Genomic DNA, 21,764 nt, shown 5'->3' on the forward strand with positions numbered 1-21,764 from the left:
TTATGGTAAAACAACATGCCTAAACTACGATCTGCAACGACCACACAAGGTCGCAATATGGCGGGCGCCAGAGCACTCTGGCGCGCAACCGGGATGAAAGATGGTGATTTTGGGAAACCTATTATTGCTATTGCAAATTCCTTCACGCAGTTTGTACCCGGGCATGTCCACCTAAAAGATATGGGGCAACTTGTCGCACAGCATGTAGAGCTGGCGGGCGGGGTTGCCAAAGAATTTAATACGATTGCCGTTGATGATGGCATCGCTATGGGCCACAGCGGCATGCTTTACAGTTTGCCTTCCCGTGAAATTATCGCCGATGCGGTTGAATACATGGTAAATGCACACTGTGCAGATGCGCTGGTGTGCATTTCTAATTGTGACAAAATTACCCCGGGCATGTTAATGGCAGCGATGCGCCTAAACGTTCCGGTGGTGTTTGTTTCTGGCGGCCCAATGGAGGCGGGTAAAACCAAGCTCTCTGATCAAATTATCAAGCTGGATCTGGTTGACGCTATGGTGGCGGCCGCAGATGAGTCTGTCAGCGATGAACAAAGCGATGAAATCGAACGCTCAGCCTGCCCTACATGCGGTTCCTGTTCTGGCATGTTTACCGCTAACTCAATGAACTGCCTGACCGAAGCGCTTGGTCTTGCCTTACCTGGAAACGGCTCAACGCTGGCGACCCATGTTGATCGCAAACAACTGTTTGAGCAGGCCGGCAAGGTGATTGTTGAATTATGTGAGCGTTGGTACAAACACGATGACGAACGTGCATTACCGCGCAACATTGCTAATCGGCTGGCATTTGAAAATGCCATGAGTCTGGATATTGCCATGGGTGGCTCTACCAACACTATCCTACATTTGTTGGCGGCCGCGGCCGAAGGTGAAGTGCTCTTTACCATGGAAGACATCGATCGCTTGTCACGCCACGTACCCCATCTGTGCAAAGTGGCACCATCTACGCCCAAGTATCATATGGAAGATGTGCACCGTGCGGGTGGTGTAATGGGTATTCTGGCAGAACTCGCACGGGGCGGATTGCTGCATCAGGATGCGCAGCACATCTTAGGCAGTACCCTTCACGAGGTGTTAAATAACTGGGATATCACCAACCCGCAGAATAACAAAGCGCTCGATTTTTATCGGGCGGGTCCCGCCGGTATTCGTACTACCCAGGCGTTTAGTCAGGCTTGTCGCTGGCCCGATGCCGATACGGATAGGCAAAACGGCTGTATTCGTGAAGTGCAACATGCGTATAGCAAAGACGGTGGATTGGCGGTGTTGTATGGCAATATCGCAGAAAACGGCTGCATTGTTAAAACCGCCGGTGTGGATGAAAGTATCCATACTTTCACCGGACGCGCACGTGTATTTGAAAGCCAGGATGAAGCGGTATCTGCCATTCTGGGCAATAAAATTGTTGCCGGGGATGTGGTGGTTATCCGGTATGAAGGCCCTAAAGGCGGCCCGGGCATGCAGGAAATGCTGTATCCTACCTCTTATTTGAAATCAAAGGGTTTAGGTAAAAGCTGCGCTTTGATTACGGATGGTCGCTTTTCCGGTGGCACCAGTGGGTTGTCAATCGGGCATTGTTCACCCGAAGCAGCGAGTAAGGGAGGCATTGCGCTTATACAGGATGACGATCAAATTGCTATCGATATTCCTAATAGAACAATTAATGTGCTGATTTCAGCAGAACAAATGCAGCAACGTTATCAGGACATGGAAAGTCAAGCTGCGCCCTGGTTACCAGTCCACCGTCAACGTACAGTATCAACTGCGTTAAAAGCTTTCGCACTATTAGCTACCAGCGCCGATCGCGGTGCGGTCCGGGATAAAGAAAAATTGGACGCCTTGTTATGAGTCAGCTCTCGCATCACGATTATTTAAAAAAGATTTTGCTGGCACCGGTTTATGATGCAGCAGTGCAAAGCGATGTGACCTTGATGAGCAGACTGTCTCACCAGCTGGGAAACGAGGTTTTTTTAAAACGCGAAGATCAGCAGCCAGTAAAATCGTTCAAATTACGCGGCGCGTACAATCGCCTGACCACTCTTAGCGATAGCCAGCGTAAGGCGGGTATCATTGCTGCCTCTGCCGGAAACCACGCGCAGGGATTGGCCTATGGCGCAAAGATGTGTGGCATTAACGCGACCATTGTCATGCCGGAGACCACGCCCGATATAAAAGTGGAAGCGGTAAAACGTTTTGGCGGACAATTTGTGAATGTGGTGCAACACGGTACCAGTTTTGACATGGCCAGTCAGTACGCACACCAGTTAGGCGAGCAACATGGTCTTACCTTCATCCCTCCCTTTGATGACCCTGACGTTATCGCCGGCCAGGGCACCATTGGCAAAGAATTGCTTGAGCAGTTGCCCCATCTGGACCGGGTTTTTGTCGCTGTAGGTGGTGGTGGGTTAGCTGCAGGTATCGCGGTTTATCTCAAACAGCTGCGCCCTGACATTAAAATTATCGCAGTAGAAGCGGAAGAATCAGCCTGTTTTCGTGCGGCGAAACAACAGGGTAAACCGGTGGCATTGCCATCAGTGGGAATTTTTGCCGACGGTGTTGCGGTAAAAACGATGGGAGCAGAAACGTTCAGACTGTGTAACGAGCTTATTGATGACATCGTCACGGTAACGAATGATGAGATCTGCGCGGCGATTAAAGATATCTTCGATGACACCCGGGTCATTGCTGAACCTGCTGGCGCGCTTTCAGTGGCGGCGATTAAGAAGTATGTGAAAACGCATTCGCTAACCCACTGTAAGCTGGCGGGAATCTTGTGTGGTGCGAACATTAATTTTCATACGCTGCGTTACGTATCCGAACGGTGTGAACTGGGTGAGCGCAAAGAGGCCGTGTTTGCAGCCACCCTGCCGGAACGCACCGGTGCATTTAAACAATTTTGTGAATGCGTGGGTGGCAAGGCCATCACCGAATTTAACTATCGTTATGCAGGTGGGCGGGAAGCCCACGTATTTGTGGGAATTCGTTTAAAACAAGGGGCGCAGGAGTACGCTGCGCTGGCGGATAGTTTATATCAGGGTGGTTTTGCTACTTTCGATCTGTCTGATAACGAACTGGCAAAACTACATGTGAGGCACATGGTAGGCGGCAGACCACCCACTATCTTAAATGAGTCGGTATTTACCTTCGAGTTTCCAGAATATCCCGGTGCCTTGTTAAAATTTCTGCGCACCCTCGGTGAGCACTGGAATATCACCCTGTTCCATTATCGAAATCACGGTGCTGCACAAGGCCTGGTATTAGCCGGGTTTGATATTCCGCCTGAAAGTAGAAGCGAGTTTGAAGAGCATTTGAAACAATTGGACTATCAATATCAGGATGTCAGTAATGACCCTGCATATCGGTTCTTTTTATCCGCCCCAGCATAATTGATGTGCAACCTGTATCGTCGGACAAAACGGGTTGACGGCTCTGCAACGAGAACCGTCAACAAATTAATCCGCAAGTACCTGTGAGCACGCAACCCTGCACACGATTAATCACAGTTTAAGCTGTGCTAAGGTCCACTTTTTCGAGGTGTTGAGTTATTTCAGGCCAGACTAATGCCATTACGTCCTGACGCAGCGCTTCACTTTCTTCAGAATGTTTGAAGCTGCCATCGGCGGTGATATCCAGCCAATGATTGTCGCGTAAGGCAGTGATAAAACTGGACAGCACATTCTTATCGTAAAATTCCGGTGAACTCATGCCATACAGAGTAGATAGGCGCTCGGCGACTGTACGGCTGGCGCGTTCAAGCTCATTACGACTTAATACTTTTTGTTTGCTGATAACCGTGAGCACCACAGCATAGCGCTGGAAAGTTTCCTGCATACAGCGACTGAGTAACCAGGCATTGTGGAATTGTGGCGCTTGCGCAGGTGGCGGTGAGATAAAGGTCTCATTTTCTACCAATAACCCTTGTCCCACCATAAAGCTTATTAGCTTATCAACGTAGGCCAGCGCCTGATCCTGGGTCATATAAATAAATAATTCTTTTTGCAATAACGGATAAAGTGCCGCCACCAGTTGAAGTGTGCGGTTTCGGTCGACACCATTGCACGCAAAAACCTGCGCCATGATCAAACCTGGCAGAGCGAATAAGTGCTGAATATTATTGCGGTAATAGGTCAGATAAATGGCAGAATCAGGTTGAGGGCTGATAAGGCGTCCATAACCGTCATCCTTAATGGTGAATTTATCCAGCTTGAGCGTGGCGCTGACCAAATCTGCCGCTTGCATATTGGGCAATGTAGCATCGTTGCTAAATGGCACTGCTTTGAGCATGGTCATGTAGCAATCTACCGCGCTGGTGAGTTCGGCTTCACTCATCCCCTTGGTTTTGGAGGAAAGCAAGCATAATGAGGTGATCGCCATTCCGTTGATCGCGGCAGCTTTATTAATGCGCAACATCACAGAATGAGCTAACGTATTAACCATTGGTGTCAGCCAGCCCGGCTTTTTATCAGGATCGGAAGGAAGCTGATTGCGCCAATCGGGCACCGTTTTTTCAAGAAACTGATTGAGGTGAATTGGTTCGCCAAAATTGACAAAACCATGACCATAGTTTTTCAGTTTGCGGATAGCCGAAAACACCTGCAAATTTGATTCTTTTTTCTTGCCACTGCCTTTAAGCTCGCTCAGGTAGCTTTTTACTTCCATAACGTTTTCGTAGCCAATATACACTGGCACAATGCTGACGGGACGGTTAACGCCTTTTATCAATGCCTGCATGGTCATCGCCAACATGCCCGTTTTCGGCGGAATTAGTCGACCCGTTCGGCTGCGTCCACCTTCTGGATAATATTTAACTGAGTAACCGCGATTAAACAGCAACTCAAGATATTCTCTGAACACCGCTGTATATAGCTTATTGCCTGCAAAGGAGCGGCGTAAAAAGAAGGCGCCGCCGCGACGAAAGATTTTACCCACGGGCCAGAAATTTAGATTAATACCGGCTGCAATATGTGGCGTCACCATGCCTTCATGATAAATGACATAGGTCAGTAACAGATAATCCATATGACTGCGGTGGCACGGCACATAGATAATTTCGTGTCCATTGCGCGCCAGTTCGCGGATACGGTCAGCATGCTTAACGCTGATGCCGTTATAAATTTTATTCCAGATACGGGTCAGCAAACGGTCACCAAAACGGATCAGGCCCTCACGGTAATCAGCGGCAATTTCGTCAATGTAACCTCTTGCATTGGCCCGTGCTTGTTCGTTGCTGAGTTTCTTATCCTTCGCCTCTTCGGCAATGGCGCGACGCACCGATGCTGAACCTAACACAGAGTTGTAAAGCGTCTCACGTTCCAACAGCATGGGGCCTGTCATACTCTGAAGTTTTCTATGAAAGTGAGTGCTTGCTACCCTTATAAGCTTTTGTGCAATATGTTTGTCGCTGCCATGCTGGGCGGCCATTTGCTGCGCTGAAACCGCGCGGCTGAAACTGATAAAATTGTCTCGCCCTAAAAACAACACGATAAATAACTTGCGCAACCAACTGGGTGCGGCGCGGTCGGCGATGAGATCTGCCCAACCAGGCTTACCCTTACCCGGCGCGCGCCCCCACGAGACAAAGACGGGGACGACCTGGGTGTCTATGTCGGGGTGGTCACGATGTAAATGCACCAACGCTGTAAACACCGCATCGAGCTCTGTGCTGGATGGATGCTTTTTAAAAAGAGGTTGCGTCTTGCGCAGAAACAGTACGCCCGGATAGCGCTTGCCAGCTAACTCTACCGACGTATTTGGGGTGGGCAGCGCATGGTGTTTGGCTGCCATTCGTAATGCAAGCTGATCGGTAACCGAATCCGTTGGCAATAAATAAATGATAGGTTTGCCGGTATCAATTCCCAACTCGTCTGATACGCTCGCTGGAATACTGTGCGGTTTGACTAACCATTTTACGGGATAATGAAACACTTTAAGCAGTGTATTTCGCATCCACGACATGCAAATAAGCCCTGTTCAGTTAAAACCGGCGAAGTGTACCATAGGTTCTAATACTAATCCGCAAGGAAGTGAGCTCACTCAGTGCAAAAGAAAGAAGGACAATCCTCATAAAATCACGGGAGGTTTATTTCTGCGCCCTTTTCCGTTGGTATCGCATGGCCACGTCACATCGTGCATAGGCCTTACCAAATTGATCCAGAATGTCTTGGTCGTGCACAAATCCCTGTTTTTCGTATAGATGAATGGCCGCCTTACACTTTTGATTGGTTAGCAAAAACAACGTGCTATAAGCGATTACCTCAGCCTTGGATAGTACAAAGCTTAGCAACTTTTCGCCTACCTTCAATCCTCTGGCATGGGAACTCACGCCCATTTTAGTCAGTTCAAACACCCCATCAGCTTTTTTCATCAATGCACAGGTGCCGACAATGCCAAGCTCAGGGTGACGGGCAAACCAAATATAGCCGCCGCGGTTGATAATATATTGCTGAGGTTTACTGATCACTTTTTCATCGATGGGCTCTAGCACGAACATGTCGGAGATCCATTCACGGTTAATCGTGTCGAAGTAGGGGGCTAAATCCTGACTGAATTTTAAAAATTCCATAGGCACTTTGTTAACTCGATCTTTTGCTCAATTTAAGTCTTTCACCAACGCTGTCAACCTCTATTTGTCATCGGTGAGGGCAACCAGGCCAGCAACAGGGGCGTCGTTTGCCGTTTTGTAAGTCGCTCACAAGTCGGGCTACACGTTTGCTGCGAGTTATTTCTTTTTTCGCATCTTCAACCCAGCAAATCCATTCGTTGCGGGCTAGTGGCGTAATGTCACACCATATCGACATCGCAGTTGTGTGGTTGGTGAGTTCTCGACAAATGTCGTCCGGTAAATCATGCACCACTCCGGCGGGAACATTGTTTGTGATCATTTACGACTCCGTAGTTGCCATATCAGCTGGACAAGGATGTAGCAAGGGCTGACTCGTATCGCAAACGCTAAAGGCGCGGGAATACTTAATCCACAGTAACCACTCCGGTCTGGATGGTATGGCCGGAAAAGTTCGCCGGAAGCGGTAAAGCGCTTGATTACCTGCAATGCTTTTGTGCAGAACCAATGCGGTATAGCCACTTGCTGTGCGACACAAGCTGCGCCAGGTTAGCTGTGGATAGCCGTTTTGCCTGCCTTCGGATAAGACTTTACTGGAAAAGCCACCAGTACAGGCCTTCTTACCCTTTCCATCATCTTCATTTTTTAACGAGTAAAGGTCGGCGTTATGCGCATCATAGGTCACAATCGTCTGCGCCATGTCGCTCATCGTTGTAGACATCCAGCGGGTTTCCAACGTGTCATCTTTCTCTTTGGGCAGTTGGACTACATTCCATTCACCAGAGGGTAGCGGCATTTTTTGTACTAACATCTCACCCTTCTCTACGGGAACATGCGTTGCCGAGCAAGCAGAAATCAAGATCGTAGTCAGTATCAGTAGCTGTTTAATAAATAATTGATTTTTCACGGATTTAGATGCTTATGCGTTTGCCACTCAAGTGGCCGCCGGCCAGAGTGCGATCAGTAACGCCAATTCCTATTTTGTCGGGCTGTTTTCAGAAGCCAGTGCAACACGTTGACCCGTTGCCGCGCTTTGACGTGCAGCGTCCAGGATACGCATGACAATCATATTATTTTCCAGTGAAGATAAATCAAACTTTTCCGGAGTGATCTGCCCTTGGATAACAGCTTTAAAATAGCTGAAAGGGTCATCCAGTGGCACCGGACGTTTACGCAGTCGCTTATTGATTTCATTAAAGTCATCATAGCCACTGGCAATGCGCTTACGGAAGGTAGCGGCATTGTCAGCATATAAAACGCCGGTTTCACCATAGACCTCCATGTCTTTGCGGCCGATTGGCCAATTCCAGGACGCTTGTATAATGACTTGCGAATCAGGGTAACTTAATATAATTGTGGCTTCATCATCAACGTCAGGATGATTATCTGGCTGTAATTGCGCGGTGACTGCGGTCACTGACTGAGGAATTTCGCCTTGTTTCAGCCAGGTTGCCAGATTCGCCCCGTAGCAACCAAAATCAACAATTGCACCGCCGCCATTTTGAGCCGGATCCAATAACCAGTCTAAGAATTCCTGGTTGATGCCAAGTTTTACAGGCCCTCTATGCCCGTCTCTCACGATGAGTTTGCGCATCGGGCCAATCTCCCCTGCTTTTAAAGAAGCCTTGACCGCATGATTACTCGCATACCAGGTGGTTTCATAATTAGTGAGCAGATGAATATTGTGCGTTTTGGCTAACTCATACATTTTTTCTGCATGCTGCATGTTAATCGCCAACGGCTTTTCAACCATCACATGAATGCCTCGAGGTGCGGCGGCCTCAACCACGGCGAGGTGTTCATGTATAGTACCAAATGCAGTCACCGCGTTGGGTTTAGTGGCGGTGAGCATCGCTTCCAGCGAAGGATAAACCTTCTCCATCGGATAGCCGTGCTGCTTACTGTATCGTCGCGCCAGGTCTTGGTTCGCTTCTGCAATTCCTACGATCTCAATATCACCGCGTTTTTCACTTTCGAAAATCCAGTGCACATGGGTATGGGTTAACCCCGCAACACCAATACGTAATTTTTCAGTGGCTAGCGACTGTCCACTAGTGACTAACGTTAACATTGCAAAAACCAACCATTTCATTTTGTTTCCTCACGAGCAAGCTACGTAATCCTGACAGTAGCTGTATCGCTTGTCCACTGAATGACGCGGCAATAAGGATAAACTTTTTGTACGCCGCACGCCTGGGCACAACATGATGCCATCACAGACGTTGTCTGGTTAGGTAATAACGGTGCGGATGCAGCGCTATCTAAAGCGACTGGTGCGAACGTTTGGTCAATTTCTGCTGAATGTAGGTACCGGCGTTTCCTGTGGCTGCCCAGACGGTCAGGGCTCCCCAGGCGATGATTGAAAATCCGGCTGGCACGTTAAGCACAGCAATTTTGACCAAGTGACGACGGTTAAAAAACACTGCCAACACGGTGGGCAGAAAATAGACAAACAAAAAAACCAGGCCAAACAGAACAAGCGAAGTGGCGTCACTCTGTGTCCAGATTTGGGTGAACTGTTCAATATATTGATTCATTTTATCTTCCTTTTTGGCTGAGTTAGGTAACGTTTTTCATCGAGGTTAAAAAGCGATGATTTTCAACAGTAGTCACATACCAGGAACTTTTCTTACAGCAGTTGTAAAATTTTTTACCGTAGTCGTTGTGCCTCAATGTCACACCCATCCAAAATAGACCTTGCGATTTATCCAGCACTGGTTATACTGCGGCTAACTGTATAGAAAAACAGGCTGTTTATGCGTCCACTTACCCCAAGACAAACGGAAGTTCTGGAATTAATCAAAGGTACCATGCAGGATACTGGCATGCCGCCTACTCGGGCTGAAATCGCCAGAGAATTAGGCTTCAAATCGGCCAATGCTGCCGAGGAACATTTAAAGGCGCTGGCACGAAAAGGGGTAATTGAAATTTTACCCGGTACCTCACGGGGTATTCGACTGCTCCTGCAGGAAGATGAACCTGAAGAGCTAGGGTTGCCACTTATTGGCCGTGTAGCCGCAGGCGAGCCCATCCTTGCCCAGGAACACGTTGAAGCGCATTACAAGGTTGATCCAGCCTTGTTTAAACCTCACGCCGATTTTTTACTGCGCGTAAACGGCATGAGTATGAAAGACATTGGTATTCTTGATGGTGATTTACTCGCTGTGCATAGAACCGTTGATGTACATAATGGTCAGGTCGTGGTCGCCCGCGTTGACGAAGATGTAACGGTAAAGCGACTCGAGAAGAAAGGCAGTCAGGTAATTTTGCACGCAGAAAACGATGACTTTTCACCGATAAAAGTGGATCTTTCCTGTCAGCCATTTTCAATCGAAGGCATTGCTGTTGGCGTAATCCGCAACGCTGACTGGATGTAAACTTAACTGGCTGTTAACGGGTTTTAACAGCCAATTCTTCCCCAAATATAAAAATTTCTTTATCCCTCCGCTAGTTACCAATAGTTTTAAGGTTTTCTCTATTGATTCACTGCACTTACATTGTGCAGCGTTGTTCATAAAACAGTCAAATTCATCTGATAAGTTTTAGTTTGATTAAAACTTGAGCAGATCCGCGTTTTTTTCAAAGAAAAGACTAGACGCGCCTTATAAATTGCGTAATTCTTAGTCACTAATTAACAATATAATAACAACGACCTATCCAATCTTTTACATCAGATTAGAATGTAAGCTGATTTAGGTCAGGACGAACCGCAAGCTGGTTCAGTGATTTGTCGGCTTAGTCCATCACGGAGGTGTTGAGTGAAAAGACTCACAAATGTCTTATCGATCGTTTTGGGGACGCTACCAACATTCGTTTTCAGTTTTACCGCTCAGGCAGCTGAAAGTGGTGGTAAAGCAGTGTCCGATCTTAATTTGCGTCCTGGCGTGACCGAAATCAGTGGCCAGGTGTATGACCTGCACATGTTAATGTTTTTCATCTGCGTGGCGATTGCTGTTGTGGTATTCGGTGTCATGTTTACCTCCATGTATTTGCATCGTAAATCACGCGGTGCCAAACCGGCTCATTTTCATGAAAACGTGAAGGTGGAAATAGCCTGGACCGTGGTACCGTTTCTTATCCTGGTTTTCATGGCTGTACCTGCCGCTCAAACTCTCATTGCAATGGAAGATACCACCGAACCGGATATGACAGTACTGGTCACGGGATCGCAATGGAAGTGGCATTACAAATATATGGACAGCGAAGTTGAGTATTATTCGCTATTGGCCACCCAGCAGGAGCAGATCACCAACCGCTTTGAAAAAGGCGAGAATTACCTGTTAGAAGTAGATAGACCGCTGGTCATTCCCACGGGGCAAAAAGTTCGCTTTCTCATCACCTCTGAGGACGTCATTCATTCGTGGTGGGTGCCTGACTTCGCAGTTAAAAAAGACGCTAACCCAGGCTTTATTAACGAAGCCTGGACAAAAGTTGACGAGCCAGGTGTCTACCGTGGCCAATGCGCTGAACTCTGTGGCAAAGATCATGGGTTTATGCCGGTAGTGGTTATAGCCAAAGAACCCGCTGAATTCAATACCTGGATGAGTGAACAGGAAGAAGCGTTACGTAAGGCCAAAGAAGAAGAGCAGCGTTTACTGGCCATGAACATGAGTATAGAAGAGTTAATGGCCGAAGGTAAGCGTGTATATAACACTGCCTGTGCTGCCTGCCATATGCCCAACGGTGAAGGTCTGCCCGGCGTGTTTCCTGCGTTAAAGGGAAGCCCTATGGTGATGGAAGACCAGCTTGCACACATCGATATCGTATTGAACGGCAAAGCTGGTACAGCGATGCAGGCATTCGGAAAAATGTTAAGTCTTAAAGAAATCGCAGCAGTGGTAACGTATGAACGTAACGCCTGGGGAAATAATACCGGCGATATCGTACAGCCCAAAGATGTTAATGCAATAGCTACAGGCGAATAGGAGAAGGTTTATGGCACATTCATCAGACACTATAGCGCCTGAGCATACCGGGGCGCACGAGCACGATGATCATCACGATCATCATATTCCAAGCGGCATAAAGCGCTGGTTGTATACCACCAACCATAAGGATATCGGCACTTTATACCTTTGGTTTGCGTTTATTATGTTCCTGATTGGCGGCGCGATGGCGATGGTTATTCGTCTCGAATTGTTCCAGCCCGGACTGCAAATTGTTGACCCTAACTTTTTTAATCAGATGACCACGGTGCATGGACTTATCATGGTGTTTGGTGCGGTTATGCCAGCCTTTACTGGCCTGGCCAACTGGCTGGTGCCCATGATGATTGGGGCCCCGGATATGGCGCTGCCGCGCATGAATAACTGGAGTTTCTGGATCCTGCCGGGGGCTTTTTTGATTTTGTTGGCCTCATTATTTATGGAAGGCGGTGGCCCTTCATTTGGCTGGACCTTCTACGCACCACTCTCTACTACTTACAGCGGTGATAGCACGGCGCTATTTGTATTCTCAGTGCACATCATGGGTGCTTCCTCCATTATGGGTGCCATCAACGTTATCGTTACTATCTTTAACATGCGTGCACCCGGCATGACCTGGATGAAAATGCCGTTATTTGTCTGGACATGGTTGATCACCGCATTCTTGCTTATTGCTGTTATGCCGGTACTGGCGGGTGCCGTAACCATGGTGTTAACCGATAAATTCTTCGGTACCAGTTTCTTTAATGCCGCTGGTGGCGGCGACCCGGTAATGTTCCAGCATATTTTCTGGTTCTTCGGCCACCCAGAAGTATACATAATGATATTGCCGGCTTTCGGTATTATCTCGCAAATTGTGCCCACGTTTTCGCGTAAAAAATTGTTTGGTTATGCATCGATGGTTTATGCCACCGCGTCGATAGCCTTACTGTCGTTCGTAGTATGGGCGCACCACATGTTTACTACCGGTATGCCAGTTGCCGCTGAAATGTTCTTTATGTTTGCCACTATGCTTATCTCTGTGCCCACGGGGGTGAAGGTATTTAACTGGGTGGCGACCATGTGGCGGGGGTCGATGACATTTGAGGTCCCAATGTTATTTGCCGTTGCGTTTATTGTCCTGTTTACCATTGGTGGACTCTCCGGTTTGATGCTGGCCATTACACCTGTAGATTTCCAATACCATGATACGTATTTTGTCGTCGCGCACTTCCATTATGTTCTAGTGACCGGCGCGATATTTTCCATTATGGCGGCGGTGTATTACTGGCTGCCGAAGTGGACTGGCAAAATGTTCGACATAACATTAGCCAAATGGCACTTCTGGTGCTCATTAATTTCCGTTAACGTCTTGTTCTTCCCAATGCACTTTGTTGGCTTAGCCGGCATGCCTCGTCGAATTCCTGACTATGCACTGCAATTTGCCGATTTTAATAAGTGGATTAGTTTAGGTGGCTTTGCCTTTGGTTTATCGCAGCTGATCTTCTTAGCTCTGCTGATTAAAGCCTGTCGTAAACAGGGCGAGCCCGTTTCTTCTCAGGTGTGGGAAGGCGCTGAAGGACTGGAGTGGGAAATACCTTCACCAGCGCCTTACCATACTTTCGAAACACCGCCTGTGATCAAATGATCCCAGGCGCATAACAGGTACCGCATATGAGCGAACAAGCGAAAAACAATCAGAAAATGGTCATTAAGCTATTAGTGATTGTGGTTGGTATGTTTGGCTTCGGTTTCGCTCTGGTGCCTCTTTATGACGTTTTTTGTGACCTTACTGGAATTAACGGTAAAACTGCGAATTCTGCGGCGGTCTATACACCGATTGAAATTGATGAGTCGCGTACGATCAGCGTGGAGTTTATTACGCGAACTAACACCGGCATGCCATGGGAGTTCAGAGCGGAAACAACGCGCGTAAAGGTTCATCCGGGTGAACTGAGTACGGTTAATTTTTACGTCAGAAATCCGGCAAACAAACAAATTGTAGCGCAAGCGATACCTTCGGTGTCGCCGGGTGTGGCAGCGCTTTACCTGAATAAAACCGAGTGTTTCTGTTTTAATCAGCAACCGCTTTTGGCAGGTGAAGAAGCCAGTATGCCAATGCAGTTTTATGTCGATCCACAACTACCTGACGATATTTCATTTTTTACAGTGCAATACACCCTTTTTGACGTAACTGGTAAGGGTGACAAACTCGCTGTTAAAGAGAACCCTTATTTACGTGAACAGCCTGAGAGTGGCATTTAACACTTTAAGGATATGGAGAAAACTATGCAGCAACCCTATGAAAAATACTATGTTCCTGCGCAAAGCCCCTGGCCAATCGTCGGTGCAGTAGCACTGTTTCTGATTGCGCTGGGCGCGGGTAATTTTGTGGTTGAATCGACACAAGGAAAAGAAGGTTACGGTGGATACATTTTGCTTGCGGGCATAGTGACGCTACTGGTGATGTTATTCGGCTGGTTTAAAAATCAGATCGATGAATCTATGAGTGGTCTTTACAGTGCGCAATTAGGCCGCTCTTATCGCCAAGGTATGAGCTGGTTCATTTTCTCTGAAGTGATGTTTTTCTTCGCCTTTTTCGGGGCGTTATTTTACGCCCGCATGATTTCAGTGCCCTGGTTGGGCGGCAGCATGAATAACGAGATGACCAATGTGGTGTTGTGGCCGGGCTTTGAAGCTATATGGCCGTTAGTGAAAACCCCGGATGGCACGACTACCCAGGAAATGGGCCCGGGTGGTCTCCCCACCATCAATACCATTATTCTATTAGTTTCATCAGTGACTCTGCACTATGCCCATGTGGGCCTGGAAAAAAATAAACGTAAGCAGCTGACCTGGCTGCTGGGGATAACTATTTTATTAGGCTGTGGCTTTTTAGTATTGCAGGTAGAAGAGTATATTCACGCTTACAAAGAGCTGGATTTAACTTTACAGTCAGGCATTTATGGCAATACATTCTTTATGCTGACCGGGTTCCATGGCATGCACGTGACCCTGGGGACCATCATTTTGATGGTAATGTTTTTACGCGTGTTAAAAGGTCACTTTACCCCTGACGATCATTTTGCTTTCCAGGCAGGCAGCTGGTACTGGCACTTCGTCGACGTGGTTTGGGTAATGTTATTTCTTTTTGTCTACGTGCTATAACATCGTTGGCCCCGCGCTCAGTAAGGGCGCGGGTTCGGGGTAATCAAACCGGTCGCAATGGCAACCAGAATAATGAGAACTATGAGTGCAGATGTCATCACTCTTCGGCCAATATACTTACTCATCGGTTGTTTAGTATCGTTTTTCATCATCACGCGCATTGCCAGAAATAAATTCACAATCATAAATATGAGCAATCCGATCAAAATTATTTTTATTAACATCTTTTCCTCTTGTGTCTTCTGGAGCGAGTAAGTTGTGCCGTTAACTTCTGCCCGTGCTTATGTCGCCTTTAGTTGCTGCATTTTAGCAATTACAACCATGCTTGGGCTTGGAGTCTGGCAACTTGACCGCATGAACCAAAAGCAACAACGTCTGGATAGCATAACGCAAAAAAAAGGTTTGGGAATCATTCCTTTGTCTGAACTGCAGGAACAGGTTGATATACGCGATGCAAAGGTAGGCTTTTCCGGCCAAACCGACAACCAGCGGATTTTTTTGTTAGATAATCAAACCAATAATGGACGCGTTGGTTATCAGGTGTTGGCACCCGTTGATACTAATTATGGGTCCGTGTTAGCTAACTTTGGTTGGATCGAGGGCAGTCTGCAACGAGAAATACTGCCTGAATTTGCGTTACCTCAGGCGCTTACTGAGTTTACTGGCTATGTGCGTTTGCCTGCGAAGAATCCATTTGTTTCTGAAACGGCTACCACTGCCACAGCATTTCCGATGGTTATTCAGGAAGTTAATCTGGAGATACTGTCTGTGTTTGCGGGTAAAACATTGTTACCGTTTACCGTGATGATTGACACGCCTGATGACCCTCAGTTTGTGCAGCAGTTTGCACCTGTGGTGATGCCGCCGGAAAAACACTTTGCCTATGCTTTTCAGTGGTTTGGCCTTGCCACGGCTGCTGCAGTTATCACTTTCGTCGTCTTCTTTAAACAGAGGGAAAACCATGACCAAATCAACAATGACTAAAAAAGGCGCCATCTTATTGCTATTCGCCGCCTTTATTGTTCCGGTTATTCTAGCCAAGTTTGCCCTGGATAATGATTGGTTCAGTCGTGGCAGCACCAATAAGGGTGAATTGCTGCAACCGGTAAAGGATATTAACGCACTATTGGCCGAACAACCCAAACGCTGGCGGTTATTGTATACCCTGCCAGAGCAATGCCGGCAGTCATGCCAAAACGCCATATACAGCATACATCAGGTGTGGCTCGCGTTAGGCAAAGAAAGCGATCGAGCTGAGGTAACGGTACTGGTGACAGATAAAAGTGACCCCACCATTACGCGTCAGATCGCCGAAGAGAACAATATCAATACCATTACTACCACCCGTGACAAGCTGGAATCTTCCGAGCTCAATACATCTGGCGAGGAAATTTTACTGGTGGATACATTGAATAATGCGATGCTGCGCTATCAGGTTTATGATGATAAGCAAGAGGCGGTAATGGCAAGCCGGGATATATTGGCTGATTTAAAAAAGCTGTTAAAGTTGTCACGTATTGGCTAGAGGAATCAGCATGAAGAAATTAGTCACTTTTAGCATTTTTTTAGCCTTTGTCGTTATTATTCTCGGCGCTTACACGCGACTAACCGATGCGGGCTTAGGCTGTCCGGACTGGCCTGGCTGTTACGGTCATTTGACCGTACCAAAGGGGGAACACGTTGAAGCCGCTAACCAGGCATTCCCGGAGCGTCCCGTAGAAGCGCACAAAGCCTGGAACGAAATGATCCATCGCTATTTTGCCGGTACGCTGGGACTCGTCATTGTTGCGATTGCGGCAATCGCTATACGTCAACGGCAAATACGCCCGGTGAAATTGCCACTTTTTCTGGTGGGTCTGGTGATTTTCCAAGCTGCGCTGGGGATGTGGACGGTAACCCTCAACTTGCTTCCAGCGGTGGTAATGGCCCACTTATTAGGTGGTTTCGCGGTGTTAAGTTGTTTGTTCCTTTTATTAATGCGGCTGCGTTATGCAGGATGTGCAAGGCCAGTTGAAACCATGAAGACGCCTTTAACCGCAGCTGTGATTGGTCTGATTATCCTGATTTCACAAATTGGTCTTGGCGGTTGGACGTCCGCGAATTATGCGGCATTGGCCTGTACCGATTTTCCAGTATGTGAAGGCGAATGGGCGCAGCGATTAGACTTTGCCGGAGCTTTCAGCATTCCTCCGGCAGAAAATTATGAATTTGGCGCGCACGATTATGGTGAACGTATGACTATGCATGTCGTGCATCGTTTCGGTGCGCTGGTGACATTTATTTATCTGCTTTGGTTAGCGCTTAAGGTGACCAAACTCAAACAATTTCAATTCAGGCGTCAGGCTGCAATGCTGCTGGTCACCGTGTTGGCGGTTCAGGTAGCGCTGGGGGTAAGCAACATCGTGTTTAGTTTACCGCTGGCAGTCGCGGTGTTACACAATGCTGTTGCTGCAACGTTATTATTGGTTATGGTCTGGATTGTCTTCCATCTTCATCGTCTTCAAGGGGGTCACTATGAATAAATCAGCGACAGTTGCAGTGTCTGCAAGTCAAAAGCAGGCTAACTGGCACGACTATTACGAGATGACCAAACCTAAAGTAGTGATGCTACTATTACTTACAGCATTGGTGGGCATGTGTCTGGCCACGCCTACGTGGGTAGAATGGCAGGTATTAGTGGCAGGCTTATTGGGAATAGGCATGTTGTCGTCTTCTGCGGCGGTCATCAACCACGTGGTCGATCACCAAATTGACAGCAAGATGGCCCGCACGGTCAATCGTCCGGTCGCGAAAGGGAAGGTGTCAGTGACGAATGCGCTTATTTTTGCCGCATTTTTGGCTGTCGTCGGCTACGTGCTGCTGGAAGTCTATGTAAATCGCCTGACCGCCATGCTCACCTTAGCCAGTTTGGTGGGTTACGCTGTGGTGTACACCATGTTCTTAAAACGCGCTACACCACAAAATATCGTCATTGGTGGTTTGGCCGGCGCAGCGCCCCCGTTACTGGGGTGGACCGCCGTCACCGGGGACATTCATGCCCATGCATTATTGCTGGTGCTGATCATTTTTACCTGGACACCCCCTCACTTCTGGGCGCTGGCGATCCATCGCCATAAAGATTACGCTCGGGCGAAGGTGCCCATGTTACCCGTCACGCATGGTCTGGAATTTACCAAGACATCGGTGCTACTGTATACCGTACTGCTTTGTCTGGTTTGTTTGCTACCTTACCTGATCGGCATGACCGCATTAATTTATCTGGTGGGTTCTAGTGCACTGAATGCGGGATTTGTTTACTATGCATGGAAGTTGAAACGGTCTGATGACTTAAAAGTTGCAATGAAAACCTTCAAATACTCTATTTTACATTTGATGCTGCTGTTCATTGTGCTATTGGTCGACCACTATATTCCAGTTGCCTTATGAAACAACCTACTGTTGTCGGTATTGTCGCGCTTGTAGCCCTTATCGGGGGCGTCATCGGCGCGCTCTACATCGCGCCTCCTGGCTTCGATGAGAAGTCAGATACGCAATATTTAAGCGAGTATCCCGCTCCAAGAGCATTAGCCAAGGTCAATCTGACCGACCAACGTGGGCAGCCTTTTACGTTGGACAGGATGAAAGACAAATGGTCGCTGCTGTTTTTAGGCTATACCTTTTGTCCTGATATCTGCCCGACTACGTTGGCGTCCTTAAATCGTATTTATCCTGAACTTAAACAGATAGACACTGCGCAGCCGGTTCAGGTCGTCTTTATTTCGGTCGATCCGAAACGGGATAGTACATCAAGGTTGAAAGAGTATACCGACTTCTTTAACCGGGATTTCATCGCGGCCACCGGTAATCATGATCAGTTGTTTCCGTTTGTGCGCAGTATGGGGCTGATGTATGCGTTATCTGAAAGCACCGACAATCCTAACTATTTAGTGGATCACAGTGCTTCAGTCATTGTGGTGAATCCACAGGCACAAGTGATTGGTCGATTTAAGCCAGTCCATCAACAAGGAATGCCCGCTATCACTGATGGCCAGCAGATTCTGCATGATATGGCCATTATTGCAGCGGAGTAGGGGGTGACGATGGTAATCCGCCAAGCGTCATCTGCAGATGTTCATGCCGCCACACAATTGTTGTATCAAGCTGGTGAACAGCTGCTTTGTTCAATTTTTGGCAATGGCGATAAAGCGACCGCGCTGGATTTCCTAATGTCTGCCTGGTTACATGAGGCTGGTCAGTATGGTTGTAACAATCATTGGCTGGCATGTGAAGGTAATCAGCCGGTAGGGATTATCACCTGCTGGCACGATCAGCTGCCTGCAGATTTTGACCATCAAACCCTGGTGAGTATCACCGAATACTTTGGTATCGCAGAGTCACTGAATGTGATTGCCCGGAGTCAACATATTGCTGAATCACTGCAATCGCCCGATGAAACCCAGCTGGGAATAGGACACGTTGCAGTTGATGCGAATTACCGACGCAAGGGCGTAGCGACGGCCATGCTTACTAAAATGGAGCAATTAGCGACATTTTATGGCAAGCAAACCCTTATCTTAGATGTAGAAACACACAATCTGTCAGCCATTCAGTTTTACCAGGCTAAAGGGTATACGAAGAAGGGCGTGCAGCCGCCCTTTTTACACATGTTCAAAGCACTTTAGTCCGGATAACGACCTTTCTCGTCTGCAACAAAAAAGGGCTGCGAATACCAGTAGTAGCGTCCTTTAGACTGTTTGGATGGGGCGGTACAGTTTACCCGCGAACGACCGACAGGAAGCGCCTGCTCAACGGTGTATTCAAATGACTGTTGTTGAACCTGGTGCGCAATGATTTCTCCCTGAAAAAAGCAATTCAACTGGTTCAATGCAACGTCATCCGCGGGTACTGTAACCGTCACCTGCGGCTTGCGTTGTTTATCTTTTATTTCAGGGTTTTTGATTGAGCTTTTCGTAACCGGCATCGCCAGACTGTTCAGTTTGGTTTTTAACGTTTCCAAACGCGCATAATTACCCGCAGCGGGAAAGCGCGGCAGGGTGGTAAAGTCGCTAATACTGCTGATAGCGCCTGAATACTGTGCAAATCCCACATAACCTTCATCAGCTAATTTTTCTGCCAGTGTCTGGTTATATTCGCCAAAAGGATAGGCTAAAAATTTAAATGAGGTATCGGTTTTAGCTTCAATAGCCTGTTCCGCCTGTTCAATATTGGTCCAGACTCTATCCAGCCAGTCATCCTTATCTTCCCCTGCCTGGCGATTGAGTAAATGCAAGTGATCCAGGGTGTGATTGGCAAAGGTCACCCCTTCCTGCTGCATCATCTTTACCTGCTGCCAGGTCAATTGGTTTTTCTGCGTACCGATAACATCAGGATTAATGAAAATGGTGTAGGGAAAGTTGTAGCGTTTTAATATGGGGTGACCATTTTCCAGAATGTTGACATAGCCATCGTCAAAGGTAATGACCACGGTTTTATCAGGTAATGGCTGCTTTTGTTGTAGTTTTTTTATCGCTTCCTGAAGCGGCATCACATGATGATGCTTATCCAGATAAGCCATGTGCTCAGCAAATAAGTCAGGACTGATGCTGGTACTTTTAGGCGTCTCATCTGACACGTGATGATAAAGCAGAATGACCGCGTTATCGGTGTTTTCCTGCGCGACAGTTGCGAAACATACACACCCCAGAACGAAACCGAGGATTTTTCCGGGGCTAAACCATGTCGTGATACACTGCACGCTTTCTCCTTAATACTAATTTGCTTACGTTGTGAATACGCCCGCTTATATTAAACCACATGCACAGCTTTTACAGCTGGCGTTTCCAATGATTCTGGCGAACATTACCACGCCGTTATTGGGTTTGGTGGATACGGCGGTAATGGGGCATATGGATTCATCGGCGATGCTGGCCGGTGCATCGATTGGTGCCTTGATTTTAACCCAGATCTATTGGGTCTGTGGTTTTTTGCGCATGTCTACCACCGGACTAAGCGCACAGGCCAAAGGCGATTCACAGAATGCAGCACTGCAATCCACCCGGGTGCTCTGGCAGGGCGGCACCGTTGCACTAATATTGGGGCTAGTTTTATTTGTTCTGCAAGTACCAATATTAAATATTGGTTTACTGCTGGCCGATCCCAGCGTCGCGGTCTCAACTCACACCAGCGCTTATTTTTCGGTAAGGATTTGGGGGGCACCCGCCGCATTAATGAACATGGTCATGATCGGCTGGCTGGTAGGCCAGCAGCGAACCAAAGCGGTCATGCTCATTCAGATTGTCGGTAACATGTTGAATGTTGCTTTGGATCTGTTGTTTGTGCTGGTTTTTGACTGGTCGGTAGCGGGGGTTGCGGCGGCCAGTGTAGTGGCAGAATACACCATGATGCTGATGTCGCTGGCGGTGGCCTTTCCGCTCTGTAAGGCGGTTGCACCGCAGCGGGAATGGTTTGGTAAGGCAGCACGCAAAGCTATTCTTGCTTTAAACAGCAATATTCTATTTCGTAACCTGATTCTGCAATTATGTCTGGCATTTCTGACCTTTCAAGGCGCACGCTACGGGCAAACTGCGGCGGCTGTCAATGCTATCCTGATGCAATTTTTTGTGTTAATTGCATTGGGCCTGGATGGCGTAGCTTATGCTGTTGAGGCGCTGGTGGGCGAAGCAAAAGGTGCTAAGCAACCCCAACAGATAAAAGCGACATCTTTAAGAGGGCTGTTCTGGTCCAGTTTATTTGCGTTACTTTATGCGCTGTTTTTTTATCTGGGAGGGCCGACAATTATCGGGCAACTTACTGATATCAAAGAACTTCAGCAAGCGGCGATGGGTTACTTGCCATTAATGGTGTGGTTGCCGCTGGTGGGGCATTGGTGTTTTTTATTCGATGGGGTGTTCGTAGGGTTAACCCGTGCCAAGGCGATGCGCAACACCATGTTGTTAAGTGCGTTAGTGTATTTTCCCACCTGGTATATATTTAAAGACACAGGTAATGAAGCATTGTGGTATGCGTTGCTGGCGTTTTTGCTCACGCGGGGAATAACGTTAGGAGGCTACTTTATCTGGCTGAATTACCAGAATTGGCAGCCTCACTCGCCCCAAGAGGCAAAGTAATATTTA

At 47.7% G+C, this 21,764-nt stretch carries 22 protein-coding genes; 14 read left to right on the forward strand and 8 right to left on the reverse strand.

Annotated features, from left to right (window positions below):
- The first annotated feature begins 15 nt into the window (after window positions 1–15).
- The gene (ilvD, locus tag HCJ96_RS11855; protein WP_169211283.1) at window positions 16–1,869 is read left to right on the forward strand and encodes a dihydroxy-acid dehydratase; all 1,854 of its coding nucleotides are present in this window, start codon (window positions 16–18) and stop codon (window positions 1,867–1,869) included.
- Entirely contained in the window at window positions 1,866–3,407 is a 1,542-nt protein-coding gene (ilvA, locus tag HCJ96_RS11860) for a threonine ammonia-lyase, biosynthetic (RefSeq protein ID WP_169211284.1), read from the forward strand. The genes ilvD and ilvA overlap by 4 nt, the downstream gene beginning before the upstream one ends.
- Before the next feature lie 118 nt (window positions 3,408–3,525).
- On the opposite strand, the gene plsB is transcribed toward ilvA, so the two are convergent.
- The 6 genes from plsB to HCJ96_RS11890 all read right to left on the reverse strand — a co-directional run bounded on the left by plsB (window position 3,526) and on the right by HCJ96_RS11890 (window position 9,117).
- Window positions 3,526–5,976 (reverse strand): glycerol-3-phosphate 1-O-acyltransferase PlsB, encoded by a 2,451-nt coding sequence (gene plsB / locus HCJ96_RS11865; RefSeq protein WP_169211285.1) that lies wholly within the window; start codon window positions 5,974–5,976, stop codon window positions 3,526–3,528.
- A 124-nt stretch (window positions 5,977–6,100) separates the two neighbouring features.
- The gene (locus HCJ96_RS11870; RefSeq protein ID WP_246261350.1) at window positions 6,101–6,583 is read right to left on the reverse strand and encodes a GNAT family N-acetyltransferase; all 483 of its coding nucleotides are present in this window, start codon (window positions 6,581–6,583) and stop codon (window positions 6,101–6,103) included.
- A gap of 67 nt (window positions 6,584–6,650) precedes the next feature.
- A complete protein-coding gene (locus tag HCJ96_RS11875) occupies window positions 6,651–6,902 on the reverse strand; it encodes a YdeI/OmpD-associated family protein (protein ID WP_169211286.1) in 252 nt (83 codons plus the stop codon).
- The gene (locus HCJ96_RS11880) at window positions 6,903–7,391 is read right to left on the reverse strand and encodes a hypothetical protein (RefSeq protein WP_169211287.1); all 489 of its coding nucleotides are present in this window, start codon (window positions 7,389–7,391) and stop codon (window positions 6,903–6,905) included.
- A gap of 165 nt (window positions 7,392–7,556) precedes the next feature.
- Window positions 7,557–8,672 carry a Gfo/Idh/MocA family protein gene (locus HCJ96_RS11885; protein ID WP_169211288.1) on the reverse strand — a complete coding sequence of 372 codons (1,116 nt, stop codon included), beginning with the start codon at window positions 8,670–8,672 and terminating at the stop codon, window positions 7,557–7,559.
- A gap of 169 nt (window positions 8,673–8,841) precedes the next feature.
- Window positions 8,842–9,117, reverse strand: a complete 276-nt coding sequence (locus HCJ96_RS11890; RefSeq protein WP_169211289.1) for a superinfection immunity protein — start codon at window positions 9,115–9,117, stop codon at window positions 8,842–8,844.
- 219 nt (window positions 9,118–9,336) lie between these two features.
- Here HCJ96_RS11890 and lexA point away from each other — a divergent pair, with 219 nt between their 5' ends.
- The 5 genes from lexA to HCJ96_RS11915 all read left to right on the forward strand — a co-directional run bounded on the left by lexA (window position 9,337) and on the right by HCJ96_RS11915 (window position 14,652).
- Entirely contained in the window at window positions 9,337–9,957 is a 621-nt protein-coding gene (gene lexA, locus HCJ96_RS11895; RefSeq protein ID WP_169211290.1) for a transcriptional repressor LexA, read from the forward strand.
- Window positions 9,958–10,437: 480 nt separating this feature from the next.
- Entirely contained in the window at window positions 10,438–11,505 is a 1,068-nt protein-coding gene (coxB, locus tag HCJ96_RS11900; protein ID WP_343034720.1) for a cytochrome c oxidase subunit II, read from the forward strand.
- Between the two features lie 10 nt (window positions 11,506–11,515).
- Window positions 11,516–13,132, forward strand: a complete 1,617-nt coding sequence (ctaD, locus tag HCJ96_RS11905) for a cytochrome c oxidase subunit I (RefSeq protein ID WP_169211292.1) — start codon at window positions 11,516–11,518, stop codon at window positions 13,130–13,132.
- Window positions 13,133–13,158: 26 nt separating this feature from the next.
- A complete protein-coding gene (locus HCJ96_RS11910; protein ID WP_169211293.1) occupies window positions 13,159–13,749 on the forward strand; it encodes a cytochrome c oxidase assembly protein in 591 nt (196 codons plus the stop codon).
- A 24-nt stretch (window positions 13,750–13,773) separates the two neighbouring features.
- Window positions 13,774–14,652, forward strand: a complete 879-nt coding sequence (locus tag HCJ96_RS11915) for a cytochrome c oxidase subunit 3 (protein WP_169211294.1) — start codon at window positions 13,774–13,776, stop codon at window positions 14,650–14,652.
- Between the two features lie 17 nt (window positions 14,653–14,669).
- Here the strand turns inward: HCJ96_RS11915 and HCJ96_RS11920 are convergent, their stop codons facing one another.
- Window positions 14,670–14,876 carry a DUF2909 domain-containing protein gene (locus HCJ96_RS11920; RefSeq protein ID WP_169211295.1) on the reverse strand — a complete coding sequence of 69 codons (207 nt, stop codon included), beginning with the start codon at window positions 14,874–14,876 and terminating at the stop codon, window positions 14,670–14,672.
- Between the two features lie 34 nt (window positions 14,877–14,910).
- On the opposite strand from HCJ96_RS11920, the gene HCJ96_RS11925 reads away from it, so the two are divergent.
- The 6 genes from HCJ96_RS11925 to HCJ96_RS11950 are packed head-to-tail and all read left to right on the forward strand — an operon-like array spanning window position 14,911 to window position 19,313.
- Window positions 14,911–15,636: an SURF1 family protein gene (locus HCJ96_RS11925; RefSeq protein WP_169211296.1), complete on the forward strand. Its 726-nt coding sequence runs from the start codon at window positions 14,911–14,913 to the stop codon at window positions 15,634–15,636.
- Window positions 15,614–16,177, forward strand: a complete 564-nt coding sequence (locus HCJ96_RS11930) for a hypothetical protein (RefSeq protein WP_211162808.1) — start codon at window positions 15,614–15,616, stop codon at window positions 16,175–16,177. The genes HCJ96_RS11925 and HCJ96_RS11930 overlap by 23 nt, the downstream gene beginning before the upstream one ends.
- 10 nt (window positions 16,178–16,187) lie before the next feature.
- Window positions 16,188–17,174 (forward strand): COX15/CtaA family protein, encoded by a 987-nt coding sequence (locus HCJ96_RS11935; RefSeq protein ID WP_169211297.1) that lies wholly within the window; start codon window positions 16,188–16,190, stop codon window positions 17,172–17,174.
- On the forward strand, window positions 17,167–18,078 hold the full coding sequence (cyoE, locus tag HCJ96_RS11940; RefSeq protein WP_169211298.1) for a heme o synthase: 912 nt from the start codon (window positions 17,167–17,169) through the stop codon (window positions 18,076–18,078). Before HCJ96_RS11935 ends, cyoE begins: the two co-directional genes overlap by 8 nt.
- A complete protein-coding gene (locus tag HCJ96_RS11945) occupies window positions 18,075–18,722 on the forward strand; it encodes an SCO family protein (RefSeq protein WP_169211299.1) in 648 nt (215 codons plus the stop codon). Before cyoE ends, HCJ96_RS11945 begins: the two co-directional genes overlap by 4 nt.
- A 9-nt stretch (window positions 18,723–18,731) precedes the next feature.
- Window positions 18,732–19,313, forward strand: a complete 582-nt coding sequence (locus HCJ96_RS11950) for a GNAT family N-acetyltransferase (RefSeq protein ID WP_169211300.1) — start codon at window positions 18,732–18,734, stop codon at window positions 19,311–19,313.
- Here HCJ96_RS11950 and HCJ96_RS11955 read toward each other — a convergent pair.
- Entirely contained in the window at window positions 19,310–20,386 is a 1,077-nt protein-coding gene (locus HCJ96_RS11955; RefSeq protein ID WP_343034710.1) for a polysaccharide deacetylase family protein, read from the reverse strand. The genes HCJ96_RS11950 and HCJ96_RS11955 overlap by 4 nt on opposite strands.
- A gap of 88 nt (window positions 20,387–20,474) precedes the next feature.
- On the opposite strand from HCJ96_RS11955, the gene HCJ96_RS11960 reads away from it, so the two are divergent.
- Window positions 20,475–21,758: an MATE family efflux transporter gene (locus HCJ96_RS11960; RefSeq protein ID WP_169211522.1), complete on the forward strand. Its 1,284-nt coding sequence runs from the start codon at window positions 20,475–20,477 to the stop codon at window positions 21,756–21,758.
- Window positions 21,759–21,764 lie beyond the last annotated feature (6 nt).

It is taken from the genome of Alteromonas ponticola, assembly GCF_012911815.1.
GTDB lineage: Bacteria > Pseudomonadota > Gammaproteobacteria > Enterobacterales > Alteromonadaceae > Alteromonas > Alteromonas ponticola.